This window comes from Cryobacterium sp. CG_9.6 (genome assembly GCF_029893365.1).
GTDB lineage: Bacteria > Actinomycetota > Actinomycetes > Actinomycetales > Microbacteriaceae > Cryobacterium.
The window spans coordinates 1,481,897-1,498,532 of sequence record NZ_JARXUZ010000001.1 but is presented as its reverse complement, the minus strand read 5'-3'; the positions used below and the strand labels follow the sequence as shown (position 1 = coordinate 1,498,532).

Sequence of the window (16,636 nt, the reverse complement as noted above, 5' to 3'; positions counted from 1 at the left end):
TCGTCCAGAGCGAAGCTGCCTGCGCCGCACAAAGCCGCTCCTCAGCGAAACCGAACCCCGGAGGACCCGCCACCACGCGAGTCCATGGCAGCCTTGACGGCCTCACGAACGACTCCAAAGTTGTACCCCTTGCGCTGCAGAAACGCGGTGAGACGACGATCAATCGTCTGATTGTCAAAGCGACTGAGTTGCTGGATGCGCTTGATGGCTTCCTCGTTCGCTCGCTCCTGCTCATCGTCGGGGAGCTCTTCGAGCTTGTCGAGCATGACGCTGGGGTCGAGCTTGCGACGACGCATTTCGGTTTCGACGCCTGCGCGCCCCTGACCCTTGCGCTCATGGTGGGTGTGAATGATCTGGTCGGCGAGTTTGACGTCGTCGAGATATCCGAGTTCGACAAAGCGTGCGATGAGATCGTGCGCTTCCCCATCGTTCAGATCGGTTTCCTTCAGCGCGGAAAAGGCCTCCACGAGCGACAAAGAGCGTGCGCGCAGTCGGTGCAGCAACATGGCCTCTGCGTGCTCCAACATTTCTGCGAGTGCTGCCTGTTCGGACGCCTGAGCCTCCTCTGCCGTGGGCTCGGCAGAATCAGCCACAGAATCGGCTTCAAAGTCATCCGAGGCCGCATCCCGCTGGTTCGGTGCTGCCCACGGATTCGGCTCTTCGCGCGTGCTCCCGATGTCAACCGGAGCGGGCGATGTGCGCTCAAACACGGTTTTCTCACGTGGTTCTCCCCCGGAGGTACGTGAGTCAAGGGGCGATCGACGTTTCATGCCCGGTGCTGCTCCGGGAAGATAGGTCACGGGGGCCACGGCTTCCGTGTCTGATGTGGCTGCCTCGTCGGCGGGCTCGAAGTGAACCATTCCCGTGACCTATCTTTCGTCGTGTGTGGAGGGTGACACGGAAACCTAGGCGCTCTTGCGAGCGTTGGCCTTGACCGCTACGGGCGGTGCAACGATCCCAGACTCTTCGGCCTTCTTCTTCTCAATGGCCTCGGCGGCATCGGCAGCAGCCTTCTCAGCAGCCTTAAACGCGATGCCCTCTGCACCCACGCCGAGCTTGTTCAAAATCTTGCGCTCAATCTCGTTGGCCATGTCGGGATTGCGCAGCAGGAAGTTACGGGAATTCTCTTTTCCCTGGCCAAGCTGGTCGCCGTCATAGGTGTACCACGCACCGGACTTCTTCACGATGCCCTGGTCGACACCAAAGTCGATGAGGCTTCCTTCGCGCGAAATTCCAATGCCGTACATAATGTCGAACTCGGCCTGCTTAAAGGGCGGTGCCATCTTGTTCTTGACGACCTTCACGCGGGTGCGGTTACCGATGGCGTCGGTGCCGTCCTTGAGGGTTTCGATCCGACGGATGTCGAGACGAACGGACGCGTAGAACTTGAGCGCCTTTCCACCGGACGTGGTTTCGGGGCTACCGAAGAACACACCGATCTTTTCGCGCAGCTGGTTAATGAAGATCATGGTGGTGTTGGTTTGGCTGAGTCCACCCGTGAGCTTACGGAGGGCCTGTGACATGAGACGGGCCTGGAGTCCCACGTGGGAGTCACCCATCTCGCCCTCAATTTCAGCACGTGGGACCAGCGCAGCCACGGAGTCAACAACGATGAGATCGATGGATCCGCTTCGCACGAGCATGTCGGCGATCTCGAGTGCCTGCTCACCCGTGTCGGGCTGGGATACCAGCAGAGCATCAATGTCAACGCCAAGCTTTTTCGCGTATTCCGGGTCGAGGGCGTGCTCGGCATCGATGAAGGCTGCAATGCCGCCGTTCTTCTGAGCATTTGCGATGGCGTGCAGGGTGAGGGTGGTCTTACCCGAAGACTCTGGCCCATAGATTTCCACGATGCGACCACGGGGCAGTCCACCTATACCCAGCGCAACGTCAAGCGCAATCGAACCGGTCGAGATGGTCTCAACGGGTGCGCGTTCGTCACTACCCAAACGCATGACGGAACCCTTACCGAACTGACGGTCGATCTGGGCGAGGGCTGTCTCTAGGGCTTTTTCGCGATCTGCTGCTGATGCCATGATGGTCTCCATTGGTCGTGCGTTTCGGCGCCTATAGGCTGTCGGGGCAAGAATCGGGAAGACCCCGGTGCTCGCTATCGACAAGGCAATTGCTACGTAGTGCGGACGTGAGCGACTGTACGCCGACCCTCCGACACTGGTTCGTCCGGACGGCGGATGGTGGACAACGTGACACTGTTCGCGCTGTGAAGGAGTCTATCAACGACCGAACAGATCTTCTATGATTACCGGGATTCAGATACCGGCGTGTCGAAAACCGACGAGGATCAGTGGCGCGCTGCGGGCAGGCCGGCACCATGGCGCCGTTCGGCGGGGACGTCGGTTTCGGCGCACAGCGCCAGCCACACGTCACGCGCCGGGATTCCCGATTCCAGAGCGGCATCAGCGGTTCGAGCGTCCAACGCTCCGAGAACCAGGTCTCCGGTGAGCACGCGCCCGTAGGCGTCACCAAACTCGTCGGCCACGGCACGGCGGAATTCGCTGAGGCGCACAGGTCACTCCTTACTGCGGGCAGGAAAAATGCAGTGCGCGAAGTTCTGTACGCACTGCATAGATCAATAGGGGGTTAGAAAGGTGACTAGCGAACCAGGAACCCGGGGTCGTAGGCGGCCCCAAAGTCGTCGGGTACGGTGTCGGGGAACGCATCGATCCCCTCGATGACGGCGAGACGGTCGCCGACCTCACGCATGATGACTGAAATAGGGGTGTCAAGAGCGTCTGCAACAGAGGCGAGGATCTCGGAAGATGCCTCTTTCTGTCCACGCTCTACCTCGCTGAGATAGCCGAGGGCGACACTTGCTTTACTTGCGACCTGCCGAAGGGTTCTACCTTTTTGCAGGCGGAAGTCCCTGAGCACATCGCCGATTTCCTGACGTACAAGAATCATCGGAACCTCCTCCTTATGCCTGTCAACCTCTGGGTTAGAACTGGGTACTGCGTCATCAGATATTTTACGCCGCTTAGCGATTCCGACAACTTGAGACTACAGAGAGTGACTGATCTTTTCTTGTTAATATGCTCGATGTAACCCATACGTAACATCATCTATTCCAAGGTCTCCCGAGCTAACAGGTCACGCACAGCTTCAACGGCGCGGGCCACCGTTTCGGCCCGAATTTCGTCGCGACTTCCTGTCAAATGCAGGGGAAGAGCCCATGACCCGGTGCCCTTGGACAGCCCGATGAAAACGGTGCCTTCTGCATGTCCCCCCTGCGGGCCCGGCCCCGCTACGCCCGTCGTTGACACTCCGATCGCCGCCCGTTCTCCGTTGACGGCCAGCGCGGTTCGCGCACCGATCGCCATGAGCTTGGCCACGTCGGGATGAACGGGGCCGTGCACGTTGAGCACGCTCGTATCCACGCCCAGGAGTGTGTGCTTCAGCTCGGTGTTGTACGCCACGATCCCACCATTGACCACAGCGGATGCCCCGGGCACCCTCACGAGTTCGGCCACGAGCAGTCCGCCGGTCAGGGACTCCGCAACGGCAATGCTGAGGTGCGCGGCGATGAGCTCCGCAATCAGCTCCGCTGCCACATCCATCTGCTCACTCATGGGCCGGCGTGCTGGACCCGTGGCGGCGCGCGGCGAGCAGGTATTCAAGGCCGGAGTAGACCGTGAGTGCCACGGCAATCGACATGGCCACGGTGTTGACCCAGTGCATGACCTCGTCACCAAACAGCAGCCAGAGCGGCAACAGCGCCAGGGAGAGGGCCACGGACTGAGCGATGGTCTTGAGCTTGCCGCTCGGAGAGGCCGGGATGACGCGGTCACGCAGCATCACAAAGCGGAACACGGTGATGCCGATCTCCCGCACCAGAATGATGATCGTGACCCACCAGGGCAGCTCACCGATAATCGACAGGCCCACGAGGGCACCGCCGGTAAGAATCTTGTCGGCAATGGGGTCGAGCAGTTTGCCGAGATCGGTGACGAGGTTGTGCTTACGTGCAATCATGCCGTCGATGCCGTCGGTTGCAATCGCAAGAATGAAGAGCAGCGCAGCCGCCCAGCGCAAAGCTCCGTCGGCTCCGTCATCGGTCAGCAACATCCAGAGGAAAACCGGTGCGAGCAGAATACGCACGATGGTGATGGCGTTCGGCACGTTCCAGTTACTGGGCGGGTGGGGCGGATCGTTCGATGTCACCATGCGTTCAGTCCCTGTCCGTCAGATTCCAGGCATCCTCGTCGTCGGAGCTGCCGTCGACCTCAGGATACCCCTGCGACATCTTGCTCACCGGGTCGTCAGCGTAGCGCGGGTCGGGGAGTTCATTGTTGGGTTTGGCGGACTGAGCCGCGTGGTGCTCGGCATCCGAGCCGCGGAGCCTCGCGAGAACACTCGGCAGTTGCTCCGCTGAAACAAGCACGTCGCGGGCCTTGGACCCCTCCGACGGGCCCACGATCTCCCGTGATTCGAGCAGGTCCATGAGGCGCCCCGCCTTGGCGAACCCCACTCGCAGCTTGCGCTGCAGCATGGATGTCGACCCGAACTGGGTGGAGACCACGAGCTCGGCGGCCGCGAGCAGCACCTCCAGGTCATCGCCGATGTCGGAGTCAATCTCCTTGCGCGGCTGCACCATCGACACGTCGGGCCGGTAGTCGGGCCGGGCCTGGTTGGTGACGTGCTTCACGACCTTCTCGATCTCGTCTTCGGTGACCCAGGCCCCCTGCACGCGAATAGCCTTGGAAGCCCCCATGGGGAGGAAGAGCGCGTCACCCTGACCAATGAGCTTGTCAGCTCCCGGCTGGTCGAGAATAACGCGGGAATCGGTGACGCTGGTCACAGCGAATGCGAGGCGCGAGGGAACGTTGGCCTTGATCAGACCCGTCACCACGTCCACGCTGGGGCGCTGGGTAGCCAGCACGAGGTGGATTCCGGAGGCGCGGGCCAGCTGGGTGATGCGCACGATCGAGTCTTCAACGTCGCGCGGGGCCACCATCATGAGGTCGGCCAGCTCATCGACCACCACCAGTAGGTAGGGGTACGGCTTGAGCTTGCGCTCGCTCCCGGCCGGCAGCACGATCTCGCCGCCCACGACGGCCTTGTTGAAGTCGTCAATGTGCCGAAACCCGAAACTGGCGAGGTCGTCGTAGCGCATGTCCATTTCTTTCACGACCCACTGCAGCGCTTCGGCTGCTTTCTTGGGATTCGTGATGATGGGTGTGATCAGGTGCGGTACGCCGGCATAGGCGGCGAGTTCCACGCGCTTGGGGTCGATGAGCACCATGCGCACGTCACTCGGCTTGGACCGCATGAGCAGGCTGGTGATCATGGAGTTCACAAAGCTTGACTTACCCGAGCCGGTTGACCCGGCCACCAGAAGGTGAGGCATTTTGGCGAGGTTGGCCAGCACGAAGCCACCACCCACGTCTTTACCGACGCCGATGGTCATGGGATGCGTGCTGTTGGTGGCCACGGTTGAGCGCAGCACGTCGCCGAGCGTCACAATCTCCCGGTCGGTGTTCGGAATCTCGATACCGATGGCGCTCTTGCCGGGGATCGGTGACAGGATGCGCACCTCGTTGGACGCCACTGCGTAGGAGAGGTTCTTGCTCAGCGCCGTAACCCGCTCCACCTTGACACCCGGGCCCAGTTCGATTTCGTACTGGGTGACCGTGGGGCCACGTGAGAACCCGGTCACCTGGGCATCGACACCGAACTGACGCAGCACCTCGGTGATCGACTTCACGATCACGTCGTTGGCGGCCGAGCGTGCCTTAGCGGGCGGGCCGGCGGTCAAAGTGGATGCCGCGGGCACGACGTAGGGAACGTTCGACTCCGGGGCGCTCGGCCGTAACCCCTCCTGCTCGGCGGACTCGTCGTCGACGCGTGGGGATGTGAACGCGGGGATCACCTCGGTGAGGCCCGCCGGGTCATCGGACTGCAGCCCCGTCGATGTTCCCTTCGACAGATCGATCTCCCCGGTGAATCGCTTCACGGCAAGCTCAGCGCGTCGAAGGTCTTCGAGTACCTCGGTGCCGTAGTGATCGGAGGGTTCGACGGCATCCGCTGTGCTCTCGAGCGGAGTGTCAAAGCCACCACGCGACGCGTCTCCTCCGAGGAGAACGCCAAGCGGGTCAGCGGCATGGTCTTCGTTTGGTGATGTCTTCTCCGAATGCAGCGCGCTGCTGAAGTCGGGATCTTCCTCACGCTGGCTGGTGTTGCGCCGCCACCATGGCAGGGCGGCGGCGTCGCCATCGACGCCATCGAGTTCCACCTGCACGGTCTTTTCGACCGCGCCGGTTTTGTCATTCTTGGCACTCTTGGCAGCCGCACGCTCGTCGTCATCGGGCAGAACGGCACCAAACAGCCAGGCGTACAGCTCGCGTGAGCGTGCCGGGAGACGGTTTGGCGGTGTCTTGGTAATGATGAACAGGCTCAGGATCAGCAGCAGAATCACCACGATCGAGGCGCCAACCGACGTCGTGAGCAGGATCAGTGGCGCAGCCACCATCCAGCCGATGACCCCGCCGGACAGGGCGAGCACGTTCATCCCCTCGCTGGGTTCGGGCTGACCGCCGAAGATGTGGCAGAGGCCGGAAACGGAGACAAGAAGAAGTGTCAGGCCGATTCCGATGCGGCCATTGTCGTGCACCGAGCTGGGTTTGCGAAAGAGCCAGACCGCGAAGATCAGCATGATGACCGGGAGGGCGAAGGCAACACGACCAAAGAGTCCGCCGAAGGTCCAGGCGTCGAGGTTCTGCGCAACAACGTTGTTGATGAGGAACCACTCCACCACTGCACCGGCAATGGCCAGGAGAACGAGAAAGAAGGGGAGGCCGTCGCGACGCTCATCCTTGGAGAGCTTTTCCGGGCCCAGGGCTCGAGCGGCGCCGCCGGTGACATGGGCAAGACCGGTCCAGATGCGGGTGCCAACGCTCGGCTTCACCTCGGTTTCCGTGAATCTCACGGTCTTGGCTGTAACTGTTTTTGCGGCAGGCTTGCGTGCCGGAGTGCCCCGCCCCGGGGCGCTCGGAGTTCGACCGGTCGATTTCGTGCTCGTTGCCATGGGACAACGGTACCGCCGCGCCGTCCGATCCCGGTGATCCCACGCCCACCACGCGCCGCGGTGTGCTTTGCTTCCCTTGCCTACCGGCTAGTAGCGGATGGCATCGATCACCTTCACGCGCACGGCCACGAGCGCGGGTACGAGGCCAGCGAGCGCGCCAACAACCGTGGAGCAGATCAAGCCGAGGATAGCGGCCTCCACGGGGAACGGTGGGAAGTCCGTGACCTGGCCTTGGCCGATAAAGCCCTCCACGAGCGGATTTTTGACGATCAGTACGGCCGCAATGACCCCGATACCACCGGCAACGACCGTGGCGACGACGCTCTCCATCATCACGGCGAAGAACACTCGTCCGGCCGTGGCCCCGAAGCTTCGCCGAATACCGATCTCCCGAATGCGCTGCTTCAGCGTAACCAGAGCAATGTTCACGAGTCCCAGGGCGCCGAGCAGCAGAACGAGACCGGCCACTCCCCCGACCATGAGTTTGAGCGGCAGGTAGGGGTCGCCGTCGAAGCTTGCGTAGTCCTGACGGTTCACGCTGGCGGTCGCACCGTCGCCGAGAGCTCCCTGGATGTCACGCTCCAGAGCGATTGAGAGGTCTGCAGCGACCGCCGGCGGAACCCACATTTCATACTGGGTCTGCGGGCTCCCATACATGCCGGGATCAACCGTTGTGACGGGAGTGCTGGCGGCCAAGGCGTCTGCAAGCATGAACATCGTTGGCTCGGTCTCCCACACGTTTGAGGGATAGACGCCGATGATGATCGCGGTCGTGTTCTGGGCGCCCACGAGAGTCGCCGTGGGGTGCGTGGCGAGATCGGGCGCTCCGATGCGATCGTAGAACACGGAGTTCACGAGGATCGCCGGTGCAAGCCGCAGGGCATCGTCAGGCGCGAACCACGTTCCGGACGAGATCTTCAGCCGGTGCATGGTGCCGTACGGCTGATCGACACCGGTGGCCATCACCATGGCCGCGCCGTCGGCGAATTGCACGGTCTGGCTCGTCGTGAGCACCCGACTGGCATAGGTCACGTCGTAACGTTCGATCGCACTCTGCCACGCCTCCTGCATGAGTGCGGCCGGTAGTGGCGTCCCGTCAGCCGTCGACACGTACACACTCAGACTGGCTGGTCGGCCTGACGAACGCTCGCTCTGCTCCACCTGTGCCTGCTGCGCGAGAGCGCCGAGACCCACCACGGTGGTGATGGCGCAAACCGCTACAGCGACTCCGATGAGGGACAGCATGACCCGAGTCCTATGGATGCGCAGTTCCTGCCACGCCTCCACGAAGGACCCGACGACGTTGGTGGCGAGTCGACTCATACCGTTGCCGCCACAATAGGCGCGGACACGAGCGTCCCGTGGTCCAGCCGCAGATGCCTGGTGGCACGTGCTGCAATCGCCGGATCGTGTGTGATCGTCACGAGCGCAGCGCCCGAGGCGAGCGCGACCTCATCGATGAGATCCATCACGGCTGCGCCGGTTTCCAGATCGAGGGCACCCGTCGGCTCATCTGCCAAAATGAGGCGAGGGCCGCGCACGAGGGACCGAGCGATCGCAACCCGCTGCTGTTCGCCCCCGGAGAGCCGGTCGGGCATGCTCGACAGGCGGTCGCCGAGGCCCACCCGGTCAAGCATTTCGGCGGCGATGCGGGACCGTTGCCAGAACTGTTTCCCCTCGGCGTAGAGCAACGGCGTCATGACGTTCTCCAGAGCTGTGCGCCCCTGCAAGAGGTTGAACTGTTGAAAGATGAATCCCACGTGCTGTCCGCGTACCCGGTCGCGTTCCCCCGATGAGAAGGACGCCACCTTGCGGTCATCGAACGTCATAACGCCGGTCGTGGGGTTGTCGAGCAGCCCGAGGAGGTTGAGCAGCGTGGTTTTTCCGGAACCGGAGCGGCCCACGATGGACACCCGATCACCGTCCGCGATATCGAGGTCGACCCCTGCGAGAATCGTGAGCGGTGGAGCGTCCACGACATCCACCGTGCGGGTCACTCCCGCCAGGTGTAGGAGACTCATCCGCCCATCCCGACGCCATTGCAGATCACGCTGCCGCCCGGGCCGGTTATACAGCCGTCCTGGGGTGGAGCCACCGCGCCCGGCACAAACTCGTTCACGAGGTCACCCTCAACGACGCCGGTCAGGAGCTGAACGCTCGTTCCGTCCGTCATGCCGAGGGTCACCGGGCGCTCCTCCGTCGTGCCGTCCGGAAGCGCCATCCACACCGAACCGGTTGCCGCCGATCCCTTGACCGCCGTTGTGGGGACCACGAGCACGTTGTCGGCCTGCCCAGCCGCAATCGTGATCTTCGCCGCCAGCCCGGAGAAGACCACGACCTCCGCGGGAATCGCGCAACTCACCGTTGTGCCGGTGCCGCCGGTCGCGGCATCCGTTCCCCCGAGCGCGTCACTCGTGGCACCGGCGAGCGGTGTGGTCACGACAAGGCCGGTGCACGTGAAGGGTGCCGGGCCATTGGTGATGGTGACGGATGCCTCGGTCGGCTTGGTTTGTAGGCGATACTGCTGGTCGGGGCTGAGTGCGCCGGTCACCGAGAAGCTCGGCGGTGCAACCTGCCCCGTAGCGTCCCCGACGGAGACGGCCTGGCCGGGAATGATAGTAAGCGAACTCAGCACGCCCGTGGCGGGCGCGAGTACCTTGGAAAAGCTCACGACAGGTTTGGGCTGGGTCATCGTGACCTGACCCAGGGCATCCGTGGTCTCCACCGGGTCTCGGAGGGTCTCCACCCGAATGTCATAGATCTTGTCGCCCTCAACCACGGGCTGGCCGGCGGCCACGAAGATCTCGTCGACGGTACCCACGGCGTTGGCTTTCACGGCAAGTGCGGCGTCGGCGCTCACGGTGGCGTCGAGTGTGACGTTATTCGTGATGGTGCCGAGCGCGACTGCAATCTGAGGTTCAACAACCTGCCCGGTGGGCTGAGCCGGATCACTCGCGACGGCGCCATCCGGGAAGAATGCCAGCTTCACGAGCGCCACAGCAATCAACGCAATGAGCGCGATTCGTAGTAGTGGAAAGATCCATGTGCGTGCAATTTTCACTCAAGCCCCCCGATTCGGCGGCCTGCGCTGGCCGACATGGTGAGTGTAGCGGTCCCGAACCCCGCGGTGGGATCGATCGCCGTGCATGGTGAGCATGTTGCGCGGCTTGACCACGCTGTTATCGAGTGCTCACGCCTGAATGACGAGGGGAACGATCATCGGTTGGCGGTGAAAGGTCTGTTGCACCCAGCGTCCCGCCACCCGACGCACAATTTGGGAGAGCACATGCAGGTCGCGCACATCGTTGAGTGCCGCGGTGCGCAGGGCCGCGCTGATGAGGGGCTTGAGCGCGTCGAAGACCGACTCGTCTTCCGCAAAACCTCGAGCGTGTACCTCCGGGCCCACGAGCACGACCCCGGTCGTCACCGCCACAACAACAATGACCGAGACGAAACCCTCCTGGGCCAGAATTCTGCGGTCTTTTAGATCAGCTTCGGTGAGTTCCCCCACCGTTGCTCCATCCACGAACACGTAACCCACGTCGAGTTGCCCAACCGCCACGGCTCGTCCGGCACACAGGTCAATGACCGTCCCGTTTTCGGCAAGGATGACACTGGATGCACTCACTCCCGTTTCGATGGCCAGCTGTGCGTTCGCGGTGAGGTGGCGAAACTCCCCGTGCACGGGGAGCACGTTGCGTGGCTTCACCATGTTGAACACGTAGAGCAGCGGACCAGCAGTCGCATGACCAGACACGTGCACCAGCGCGTTCCCCCGGTGAAAAACGGTGGCACCAAGCTTGGTGAGTCCGTCGATGATTCCGGCAATCGCGCTTTCATTGCCCGGGATTCGACTTGATGCCAGAATCACCGTGTCGCCGGGACGCACCGCAATCTCGTGAGCCTGTCGCACCATGCGACCGAGGACCGCCATCGGTTCACCCTGCGAGCCGGTGGCGATGTAGATCATCTTATTTTCAGGGATGGCATCCGAACGGCTGAAATCAACCAGCACGTCTGGCGGCACGGTGAGGTAGCCGAGCTCGGCGGCAATTCCCATGCTGCGCACCATTGAACGGCCGAGGAACGTCACCCGGCGCCCGTTGGAGTGGGCCGAATCCAGCACCTGCTGCACCCGGTGCACATTACTTGAAAAGCCGGCAATGATCACCCGGCGCGGTGCTCGCCGAATGATGTGGTCGAGGGCGGGCCTGATCGATCGCTCGTGTGCGGAGAAACCGGGGATATCCGCGTTGGTCGAGTCGATCATCAGGAGATCGACTCCCTCCCTGCCGAGGCGGGCAAACTCCCCCAGGTCGGTGATGCGCCCGTCGATGGGGAGCTGGTCCATATTGAAATCGCCGGTGTGCAGCACGGTTCCACCGGTCGTGGTGATGGCCACGGCGAGAGCGTCGGGGACGGAATGATTCACCGCGATGAATTCCAGCCCAAAGGGCCCCCACCGTTCGCTGGCACCGGCGGCAACGGACACCCGGTTAGGGACGAGGTGATGTTCCCGGAGCCGGGCAGTGAGGAAGGCGAGCGTGAGGACCGACCCAATGATGGGAATGTCTGACCGGAGTCGGAGCAGGTACGGCATACCCCCGATGTGATCCTCGTGTCCGTGTGTCAGCACAACCGCCAACACGTCGTCGATCCGGTCCGCCAGAAAGCCGAAATCGGGAAGGATGAGGTCAACGCCCGGCTGGCGCTCATCGGGAAAGAGAACGCCGCAATCGACGATGAGAATTTTTCCATCGATCTCAAAGGTCGTCATGTTGCGACCGATTTCGCCGAGCCCTCCGATCGGAGTGATTCGAAGGGTACCCGCGGTCAAAGCAGGTGGAAGGCGAACGGCCCCAGCCACAACTCCTCCTCACGCCAGAATGTGGCCTACCGCGTCGTGCCGGCAACCTTGGGCAGTGAGCCGCCGGCTGCCGCGTTGCGATCGGGCCGAAAGTTGCTGAAGTCTACTCCGGGAATGTTCTTGACGAGATCGATTTCCGATTCGATCTGGGCAGCTTCGGATTCCTCAGGACCCACGAGAGGCAGGCGAACGCGGGGGCTACCGATGCGTCGAAGTCCGTGCAGAATATATTTCACGGCGACCGTTCCGGGAACGTGGGTCATCACGGCCCGAACCAGCGGCTCCAGCTGCATGTGCGCAGCCGTCGCGGTGGCAAGGTCCCCGGCGTTCACGGCGTCGACCATCTGCCGATAGGGCGTTGCGGCAATGTTGCCGGTGACGCCAATCAGGCCCGTGGCTCCAATAGACAGGTGCGGCAAGACGTTAGCGTCATCGCCGGAGAAGTACATCAGGTCGGTCTGGTTCAGCACGCGGCTCACCTGGGCGAAATCACCCTTGGCGTCTTTGACGGCAAGGATGTTCGGGTGCTTGGCCGCGCGCAGGATGGTCTCGTACGCGATCGGAACACCGGTACGACCGGGGATGTCATACAGAATCACCGGAAGGTCGGTGGCATCAGCGATCATGCGAAAGTGAGTCAGAATGCCGGCCTGAGTGGGCTTGTTGTAGTACGGCGTGACGATCATGTTGCCGTCAGCGCCAGCCTTCTCGCTCTGACGCGCGAGCTGCATGGCGTGCGCGGTCTCATTCGAGCCACCACCGGTGATGATCTTGGCGCGACCATTGGCCACGGACTTACCCACCTCAACCAGGCGAATCTTTTCCGGGTCGGTGAGGGTGCTTGTTTCTCCGGTGGTTCCGGTCACGACGATGCCGTCCGCACCGGCGTTGATCACATCATCGATGTGCTTCTCGACCCCGGCCCAGTCCACTTCTCCGTCGAACGTGAATGGTGTGACCAGTGCGACTAGCACCTGGCCAAAGGGATTTGTAGAGGAGCTCACAAAATACAGGCTAGCGCCTACGGAGCAACGCGGCCGCTCTTGTTGAAGGCTGCGTAGGTGAGAGGCATCAGCTGCGCAAAGTGATTCTCCATCTGCTCGGCGCACATTTCGATCTCGCGCTGCGGGTACGACGGGAACACCGTGCCCTCACGCTTGGTGCGGAGGCTGAGGAAGTTCATGAGCGAGCGTGCGTTGAGCGTGACATACATCGAGGAGTAGATATTGAGTGGGAGCACGATTCGCGCGACCTCACGGGCCACGCCGGCTTCGAGCATCCGCTGGTATGCCTCATAGGAGTGCACGGCTGCGGCGCGCGTCTGCTGCTGAACGAGGGCGGCCTGCTCGGCCGTTCCCGGAAGGAAATCGTAGGCGCCTGGCTTGCCCACCTGCACCAGGTTGCGGTCCTCGGCGGGAACGTAGAAAACGGGGTTGAGCTCCCGGTATCGGCCCGATTCTTCGTTGTAGGAGGCAATGCGGTGACGCATGAACTCCCGAAAAACGAAGATGGGTGCGCGCACGTAGAAGGTCATGGAGTTGTGCTCGAAGGGCGAACCGTGACGGTCGCGCATGAGGTAGTTGATGAGGCCAGTACTGCGCTTCTCATCGGCCTCGGTTTCGGCACCGTCGAGCTGGCTGGCCTCAAGGGTCTGCTCCCCCAGCGTGGACACTCGGGCAGCGAACAGCACGTCGGAGTCGTGGGCGCTTGAGCGCACCAACTCCACGGTCATTTCCGATCGGAATTCAATTTCAGGCACGGAATAGAGTGTACCGTTCACGTTGCAGCGCGCACGTCATCTGTCGTCACAGTGCACGGCCCGCGCGTGTCGCCTTGTAGCGTTGAAGACATGAATTCCCTCGCCGCCACGGCTCTCGTGCTCGCCCTCGTGGGAGTGGCAACCGTGCTGGGTCTCATCTGGCGGTCCCGTCAGGGTCGAATTTCTCGGGTGAGTGGCACCGTACTCACCCCAGCGGATGTTGCCACCGACCACGCATTTGGTGCTCACGCCACGCTCGTGCAGTTTTCCACCCCGTGGTGCGCTCGCTGCCCCGGCACCGGTCGGTTGCTCGGCCGAGTCGCCGATGCGCGCTCGGGAGTCGTTCACCTCGACGTAGACGTGTCGGAGCGAGCAGACATCATCAGCCGTTTTTCTGTTCTGCAGACGCCGACTACCCTCATTCTTGATGGTGCCGGTCGGGTTCAAGCCCGGGTAGCCGGCGTGCCGAGCGCGGCCGACATTCATCGTCACCTGGACGAGATCGCCGAAGCGCCAGCAAAGTCCCCCACCGAAAGCAGTGTGCATGTCTGAGTCCCGTCCGGCCATTGACCCTCGAGGCCCGCGCTTCGGCGCAGGTATCACCGCGACCCTGCTGCTCGTGACCGTTTTTCTGGCGCTGGTGGGGGCATCCACTGCTGCTCTGGTGCTGTTGTCGGTGCTGGCCGGCCTGTTCGCGTGGGGCACGATTGCCGGAGCGGGGCGTCACCCCTACGGTTGGCTGTTCAAGAAGTTTGTGCGTCCGCGACTGTCACCGCCCAGCGAGTTGGAGGACGAGGCGCCGCCGACGTTTGCCCAGACAGTGGGTCTCGTCGTGACGCTCACGGGGATAGTGCTCGGCGCTCTCGGGATCCCCGAAGCCGTGGGTGTGGCGGCCGCGGTTGCCTTCGTGGCGGCCTTTCTGAACGCGGTCTTTGACTACTGCCTCGGCTGCCAGTTGTACCTGCTGTTGGTGCGGTCTGGAATGTTCCGGGCCTGACGGTCGCTCCCAGTGTTTTCCCAGACGACGCGTTCCGTCCGGGGCACCCCGACGGATAGGGTGGAATTCCACCTTATGGAGGTAACACAATGCCCACGACGCTCACCAGTGAAGCAACTACCGTCTGGACCGGCACGCTCGCAGCCGGCAGCGGCACCGTCAAGCTCGATTCCTCCCACACCGCAGAATTTTCGGTGAACTGGAAGGCTCGTGCCGAGGGCGTCGCCAACACCACGAACCCCGAAGAACTTCTGGGAGCGGCACACGCCTCCTGCTACTCGATGGCCCTCGCAAATGCCCTCTCCAGCGCCGGCCACACGCCCACCAGCATCCAGACCACCGCGGCTGTCACCTTCGCTGCCGGTAAGGGCGTACTCGGCAGCCACCTGCTCGTGAGCGCGAAGATTCCCGGGCTGACCGAAGAGGAGTTCCAGGCCTTCGCCCAGGACGCCAAGGTCAACTGCCCCATCTCGAAAGCACTTGCGGGCATCCCCATCACGATCGAAGCTGAACTGGCGTAACCCGCGTGCGCGTTCTGATCGCCGGGGCGTCGGGGCTGATCGGCAGGGAACTGTCGGCTCAGCTCGGCGTGGCCGGTCACGACGTTGTTCGTCTCGTGCGACGGGACGTGACGGGCCCCGGGGAAATCCGCTGGGATCCGGCGGCACTATCCCTTGATCCGACAGCACTCGATGGCGTCGATGCCGTTGTCAACCTGTCGGGAGCGTCGCTGGCGCGGTTGCCCTGGACTCCGGGTTACCGCAAGGAGATTCTCAACTCTCGCGTTCAGGCCACCCACACGCTCGTCGATGCGTTGCGTCACAGCCAGAACCCGCCCAGCGTCCTGCTGAACGGCTCTGCTGTGGGTGTCTACGGTGACAGGCCTGGCCAGACCGTGGACGAGACCTCGACTCCTGGCACGGATTTTCTTGCCAATGTAGTTGTGGCCTGGGAGCGTGAAACAGAGCGGGCGCCGGATGCCACGCGTGTTGTCCTGCTGCGCACGGGCCTCGTGCTCGCCAAGGGTGGCGCGCTCAAACCGCTGCTCCCGATCACCCGTTTGGGTGTGTCGGGTCCTCTCGGTGCTGGCACGCAGCATTGGCCGTGGGTAAGTTTGCCCGATGAGGCAGCTGCCATTGTGCATCTGCTCACGTCGACCCTGCGTGGACCCGTGAATATCGTGGGTCCGACACCGGCTACCGCGAATGATGTGATGAGCGTGCTGGCACGAGATCTGAACCGTCCGTTTAAGATTCCCGTACCGGCCAAGATCCTCACACTGCTGTTGCAGGATGCTGCGCGGCAGCTTCTGCTCGCCGATCAGAACGTGAGCGCGAAGCTGTTGCAGAGTGATGGGTTCATCTTCAAGCACGAGACAGCGGCCAGCGCTGTTGAGTGGATGCTGCGCCAGCCGTAGCGAGAACGTCTCACGGGGTCTCGACCTGCGCTCACGCGCTGGTCGGGGCCCCTTCTTCGTTGGTCGAGCACCGCAGGGCGCCTCACGAGGTCTCGACACGCGGCCCAGAGGGCGCTGCTCGACCAGCGAGATGGGGGCGAGCCGCGCGCAGTCTTAGACCGACCTCGACACCGCGCCCCCCTTCGCTGGTCGAGCCTGTCGAGACCCCGCGAGACAATCCACCAAGGCGAGCACCGCAGGCCACCTCACGAGGTCTCGACACGCGCCCCAGAGGGCGCTGCTCGACCAGCGGAATAGGGGCGAGCCGCGCGCAGTCTTAGACCGACCTCGACAACGCGCCCCCCTTCGCTGGTCGAGCCTGTCGAGACCCCGCGAGACAATCCACCAAGGAGAGCACCGCAGGGCGCCTCACGAGGTCTCGACACGCGCCCCAGAGGGCGCTGCTCAACCAGCGGAATGGGGGCGAGCCGCGCGCAGTCTTAGACCGACCTCGACAACGCGCCCCCCTTCGCTGGTCGAGCCTGTCGAGACCCCGCGAGACAATCCACCAAGGC

General features: G+C 62.9%; 17 protein-coding genes. 4 read left to right on the top strand and 13 right to left on the bottom strand.

Features of this window, described 5'->3' with window-relative positions:
* Positions 1–41: 41 nt before the first annotated feature.
* From H4V99_RS06780 to thyX, 13 genes are all read right to left on the bottom strand, one after another.
* Positions 42–860, bottom strand: coding sequence for a regulatory protein RecX (locus H4V99_RS06780; protein ID WP_280676688.1), 819 nt, complete (start codon positions 858–860; stop codon positions 42–44).
* Between the two features lie 45 nt (positions 861–905).
* Positions 906–2,036, bottom strand: a complete 1,131-nt coding sequence (recA, locus tag H4V99_RS06775; RefSeq protein WP_280676686.1) for a recombinase RecA — start codon at positions 2,034–2,036, stop codon at positions 906–908.
* A gap of 266 nt (positions 2,037–2,302) precedes the next feature.
* On the bottom strand, positions 2,303–2,527 hold the full coding sequence (locus H4V99_RS06770; protein WP_280676684.1) for a DUF3046 domain-containing protein: 225 nt from the start codon (positions 2,525–2,527) through the stop codon (positions 2,303–2,305).
* Between the two features lie 86 nt (positions 2,528–2,613).
* A complete protein-coding gene (locus tag H4V99_RS06765) occupies positions 2,614–2,922 on the bottom strand; it encodes a helix-turn-helix transcriptional regulator (protein WP_280676682.1) in 309 nt (102 codons plus the stop codon).
* 158 nt (positions 2,923–3,080) lie between these two features.
* A complete protein-coding gene (locus H4V99_RS06760) occupies positions 3,081–3,587 on the bottom strand; it encodes a CinA family protein (protein WP_280676680.1) in 507 nt (168 codons plus the stop codon).
* Positions 3,580–4,182, bottom strand: coding sequence for a CDP-diacylglycerol--glycerol-3-phosphate 3-phosphatidyltransferase (gene pgsA / locus H4V99_RS06755; RefSeq protein ID WP_280676679.1), 603 nt, complete (start codon positions 4,180–4,182; stop codon positions 3,580–3,582). Before pgsA ends, H4V99_RS06760 begins: the two co-directional genes overlap by 8 nt.
* A 4-nt stretch (positions 4,183–4,186) precedes the next feature.
* A complete protein-coding gene (locus H4V99_RS06750; protein ID WP_280676677.1) occupies positions 4,187–7,042 on the bottom strand; it encodes a DNA translocase FtsK in 2,856 nt (951 codons plus the stop codon).
* 87 nt (positions 7,043–7,129) lie between these two features.
* Entirely contained in the window at positions 7,130–8,365 is a 1,236-nt protein-coding gene (locus tag H4V99_RS06745) for an ABC transporter permease (RefSeq protein ID WP_280676675.1), read from the bottom strand.
* Complete coding sequence (locus H4V99_RS06740) at positions 8,362–9,063, bottom strand: ABC transporter ATP-binding protein (protein WP_280676673.1); 702 nt, start codon at positions 9,061–9,063, stop codon at positions 8,362–8,364. Before H4V99_RS06740 ends, H4V99_RS06745 begins: the two co-directional genes overlap by 4 nt.
* Positions 9,060–10,103 carry an efflux RND transporter periplasmic adaptor subunit gene (locus tag H4V99_RS06735; RefSeq protein WP_280676671.1) on the bottom strand — a complete coding sequence of 348 codons (1,044 nt, stop codon included), beginning with the start codon at positions 10,101–10,103 and terminating at the stop codon, positions 9,060–9,062. Before H4V99_RS06735 ends, H4V99_RS06740 begins: the two co-directional genes overlap by 4 nt.
* Before the next feature lie 129 nt (positions 10,104–10,232).
* Positions 10,233–11,909: a ribonuclease J gene (locus H4V99_RS06730; protein WP_280676669.1), complete on the bottom strand. Its 1,677-nt coding sequence runs from the start codon at positions 11,907–11,909 to the stop codon at positions 10,233–10,235.
* Positions 11,910–11,935: 26 nt separating this feature from the next.
* Positions 11,936–12,913, bottom strand: a complete 978-nt coding sequence (gene dapA / locus H4V99_RS06725) for a 4-hydroxy-tetrahydrodipicolinate synthase (RefSeq protein ID WP_280676667.1) — start codon at positions 12,911–12,913, stop codon at positions 11,936–11,938.
* Positions 12,914–12,930: 17 nt separating this feature from the next.
* A complete protein-coding gene (thyX, locus tag H4V99_RS06720) occupies positions 12,931–13,641 on the bottom strand; it encodes an FAD-dependent thymidylate synthase (protein ID WP_280680001.1) in 711 nt (236 codons plus the stop codon).
* 117 nt (positions 13,642–13,758) lie between these two features.
* On the opposite strand from thyX, the gene H4V99_RS06715 reads away from it, so the two are divergent.
* The 4 genes from H4V99_RS06715 to H4V99_RS06700 all read left to right on the top strand — a co-directional run bounded on the left by H4V99_RS06715 (position 13,759) and on the right by H4V99_RS06700 (position 16,082).
* Positions 13,759–14,220 carry a thioredoxin family protein gene (locus H4V99_RS06715; RefSeq protein WP_280676665.1) on the top strand — a complete coding sequence of 154 codons (462 nt, stop codon included), beginning with the start codon at positions 13,759–13,761 and terminating at the stop codon, positions 14,218–14,220.
* Positions 14,213–14,665: a DUF4395 domain-containing protein gene (locus H4V99_RS06710; RefSeq protein WP_280676663.1), complete on the top strand. Its 453-nt coding sequence runs from the start codon at positions 14,213–14,215 to the stop codon at positions 14,663–14,665. The genes H4V99_RS06715 and H4V99_RS06710 overlap by 8 nt, the downstream gene beginning before the upstream one ends.
* Before the next feature lie 89 nt (positions 14,666–14,754).
* Positions 14,755–15,186 (top strand): OsmC family peroxiredoxin, encoded by a 432-nt coding sequence (locus H4V99_RS06705; RefSeq protein WP_280676662.1) that lies wholly within the window; start codon positions 14,755–14,757, stop codon positions 15,184–15,186.
* A gap of 5 nt (positions 15,187–15,191) precedes the next feature.
* A complete protein-coding gene (locus tag H4V99_RS06700; protein WP_280676660.1) occupies positions 15,192–16,082 on the top strand; it encodes a TIGR01777 family oxidoreductase in 891 nt (296 codons plus the stop codon).
* Positions 16,083–16,636: the final 554 nt, after the last annotated feature.

Bases quoted from the DNA above. Each gene is read 5' to 3' on its own strand.
- H4V99_RS06780 (WP_280676688.1), bottom strand. From the start codon at position 860: ATGGTTCACTTCGAGCCCGCCGACGAGGCAGCCACATCAGACACGGAA.
- recA (WP_280676686.1), bottom strand. From the start codon at position 2,036: ATGGCATCAGCAGCAGATCGCGAAAAAGCCCTAGAGACAGCCCTCGCC.
- H4V99_RS06765 (WP_280676682.1), bottom strand. From the start codon at position 2,922: ATGATTCTTGTACGTCAGGAAATCGGCGATGTGCTCAGGGACTTCCGC.
- H4V99_RS06760 (WP_280676680.1), bottom strand. From the start codon at position 3,587: ATGAGTGAGCAGATGGATGTGGCAGCGGAGCTGATTGCGGAGCTCATC.
- pgsA (WP_280676679.1), bottom strand. From the start codon at position 4,182: ATGGTGACATCGAACGATCCGCCCCACCCGCCCAGTAACTGGAACGTG.
- H4V99_RS06750 (WP_280676677.1), bottom strand. From the start codon at position 7,042: ATGGCAACGAGCACGAAATCGACCGGTCGAACTCCGAGCGCCCCGGGG.
- H4V99_RS06745 (WP_280676675.1), bottom strand. From the start codon at position 8,365: ATGAGTCGACTCGCCACCAACGTCGTCGGGTCCTTCGTGGAGGCGTGG.
- H4V99_RS06740 (WP_280676673.1), bottom strand. From the start codon at position 9,063: ATGAGTCTCCTACACCTGGCGGGAGTGACCCGCACGGTGGATGTCGTG.
- thyX (WP_280680001.1), bottom strand. From the start codon at position 13,641: ATGACCGTGGAGTTGGTGCGCTCAAGCGCCCACGACTCCGACGTGCTG.
- H4V99_RS06715 (WP_280676665.1), top strand. From the start codon at position 13,759: ATGAATTCCCTCGCCGCCACGGCTCTCGTGCTCGCCCTCGTGGGAGTG.
- H4V99_RS06710 (WP_280676663.1), top strand. From the start codon at position 14,213: ATGTCTGAGTCCCGTCCGGCCATTGACCCTCGAGGCCCGCGCTTCGGC.
- H4V99_RS06705 (WP_280676662.1), top strand. From the start codon at position 14,755: ATGCCCACGACGCTCACCAGTGAAGCAACTACCGTCTGGACCGGCACG.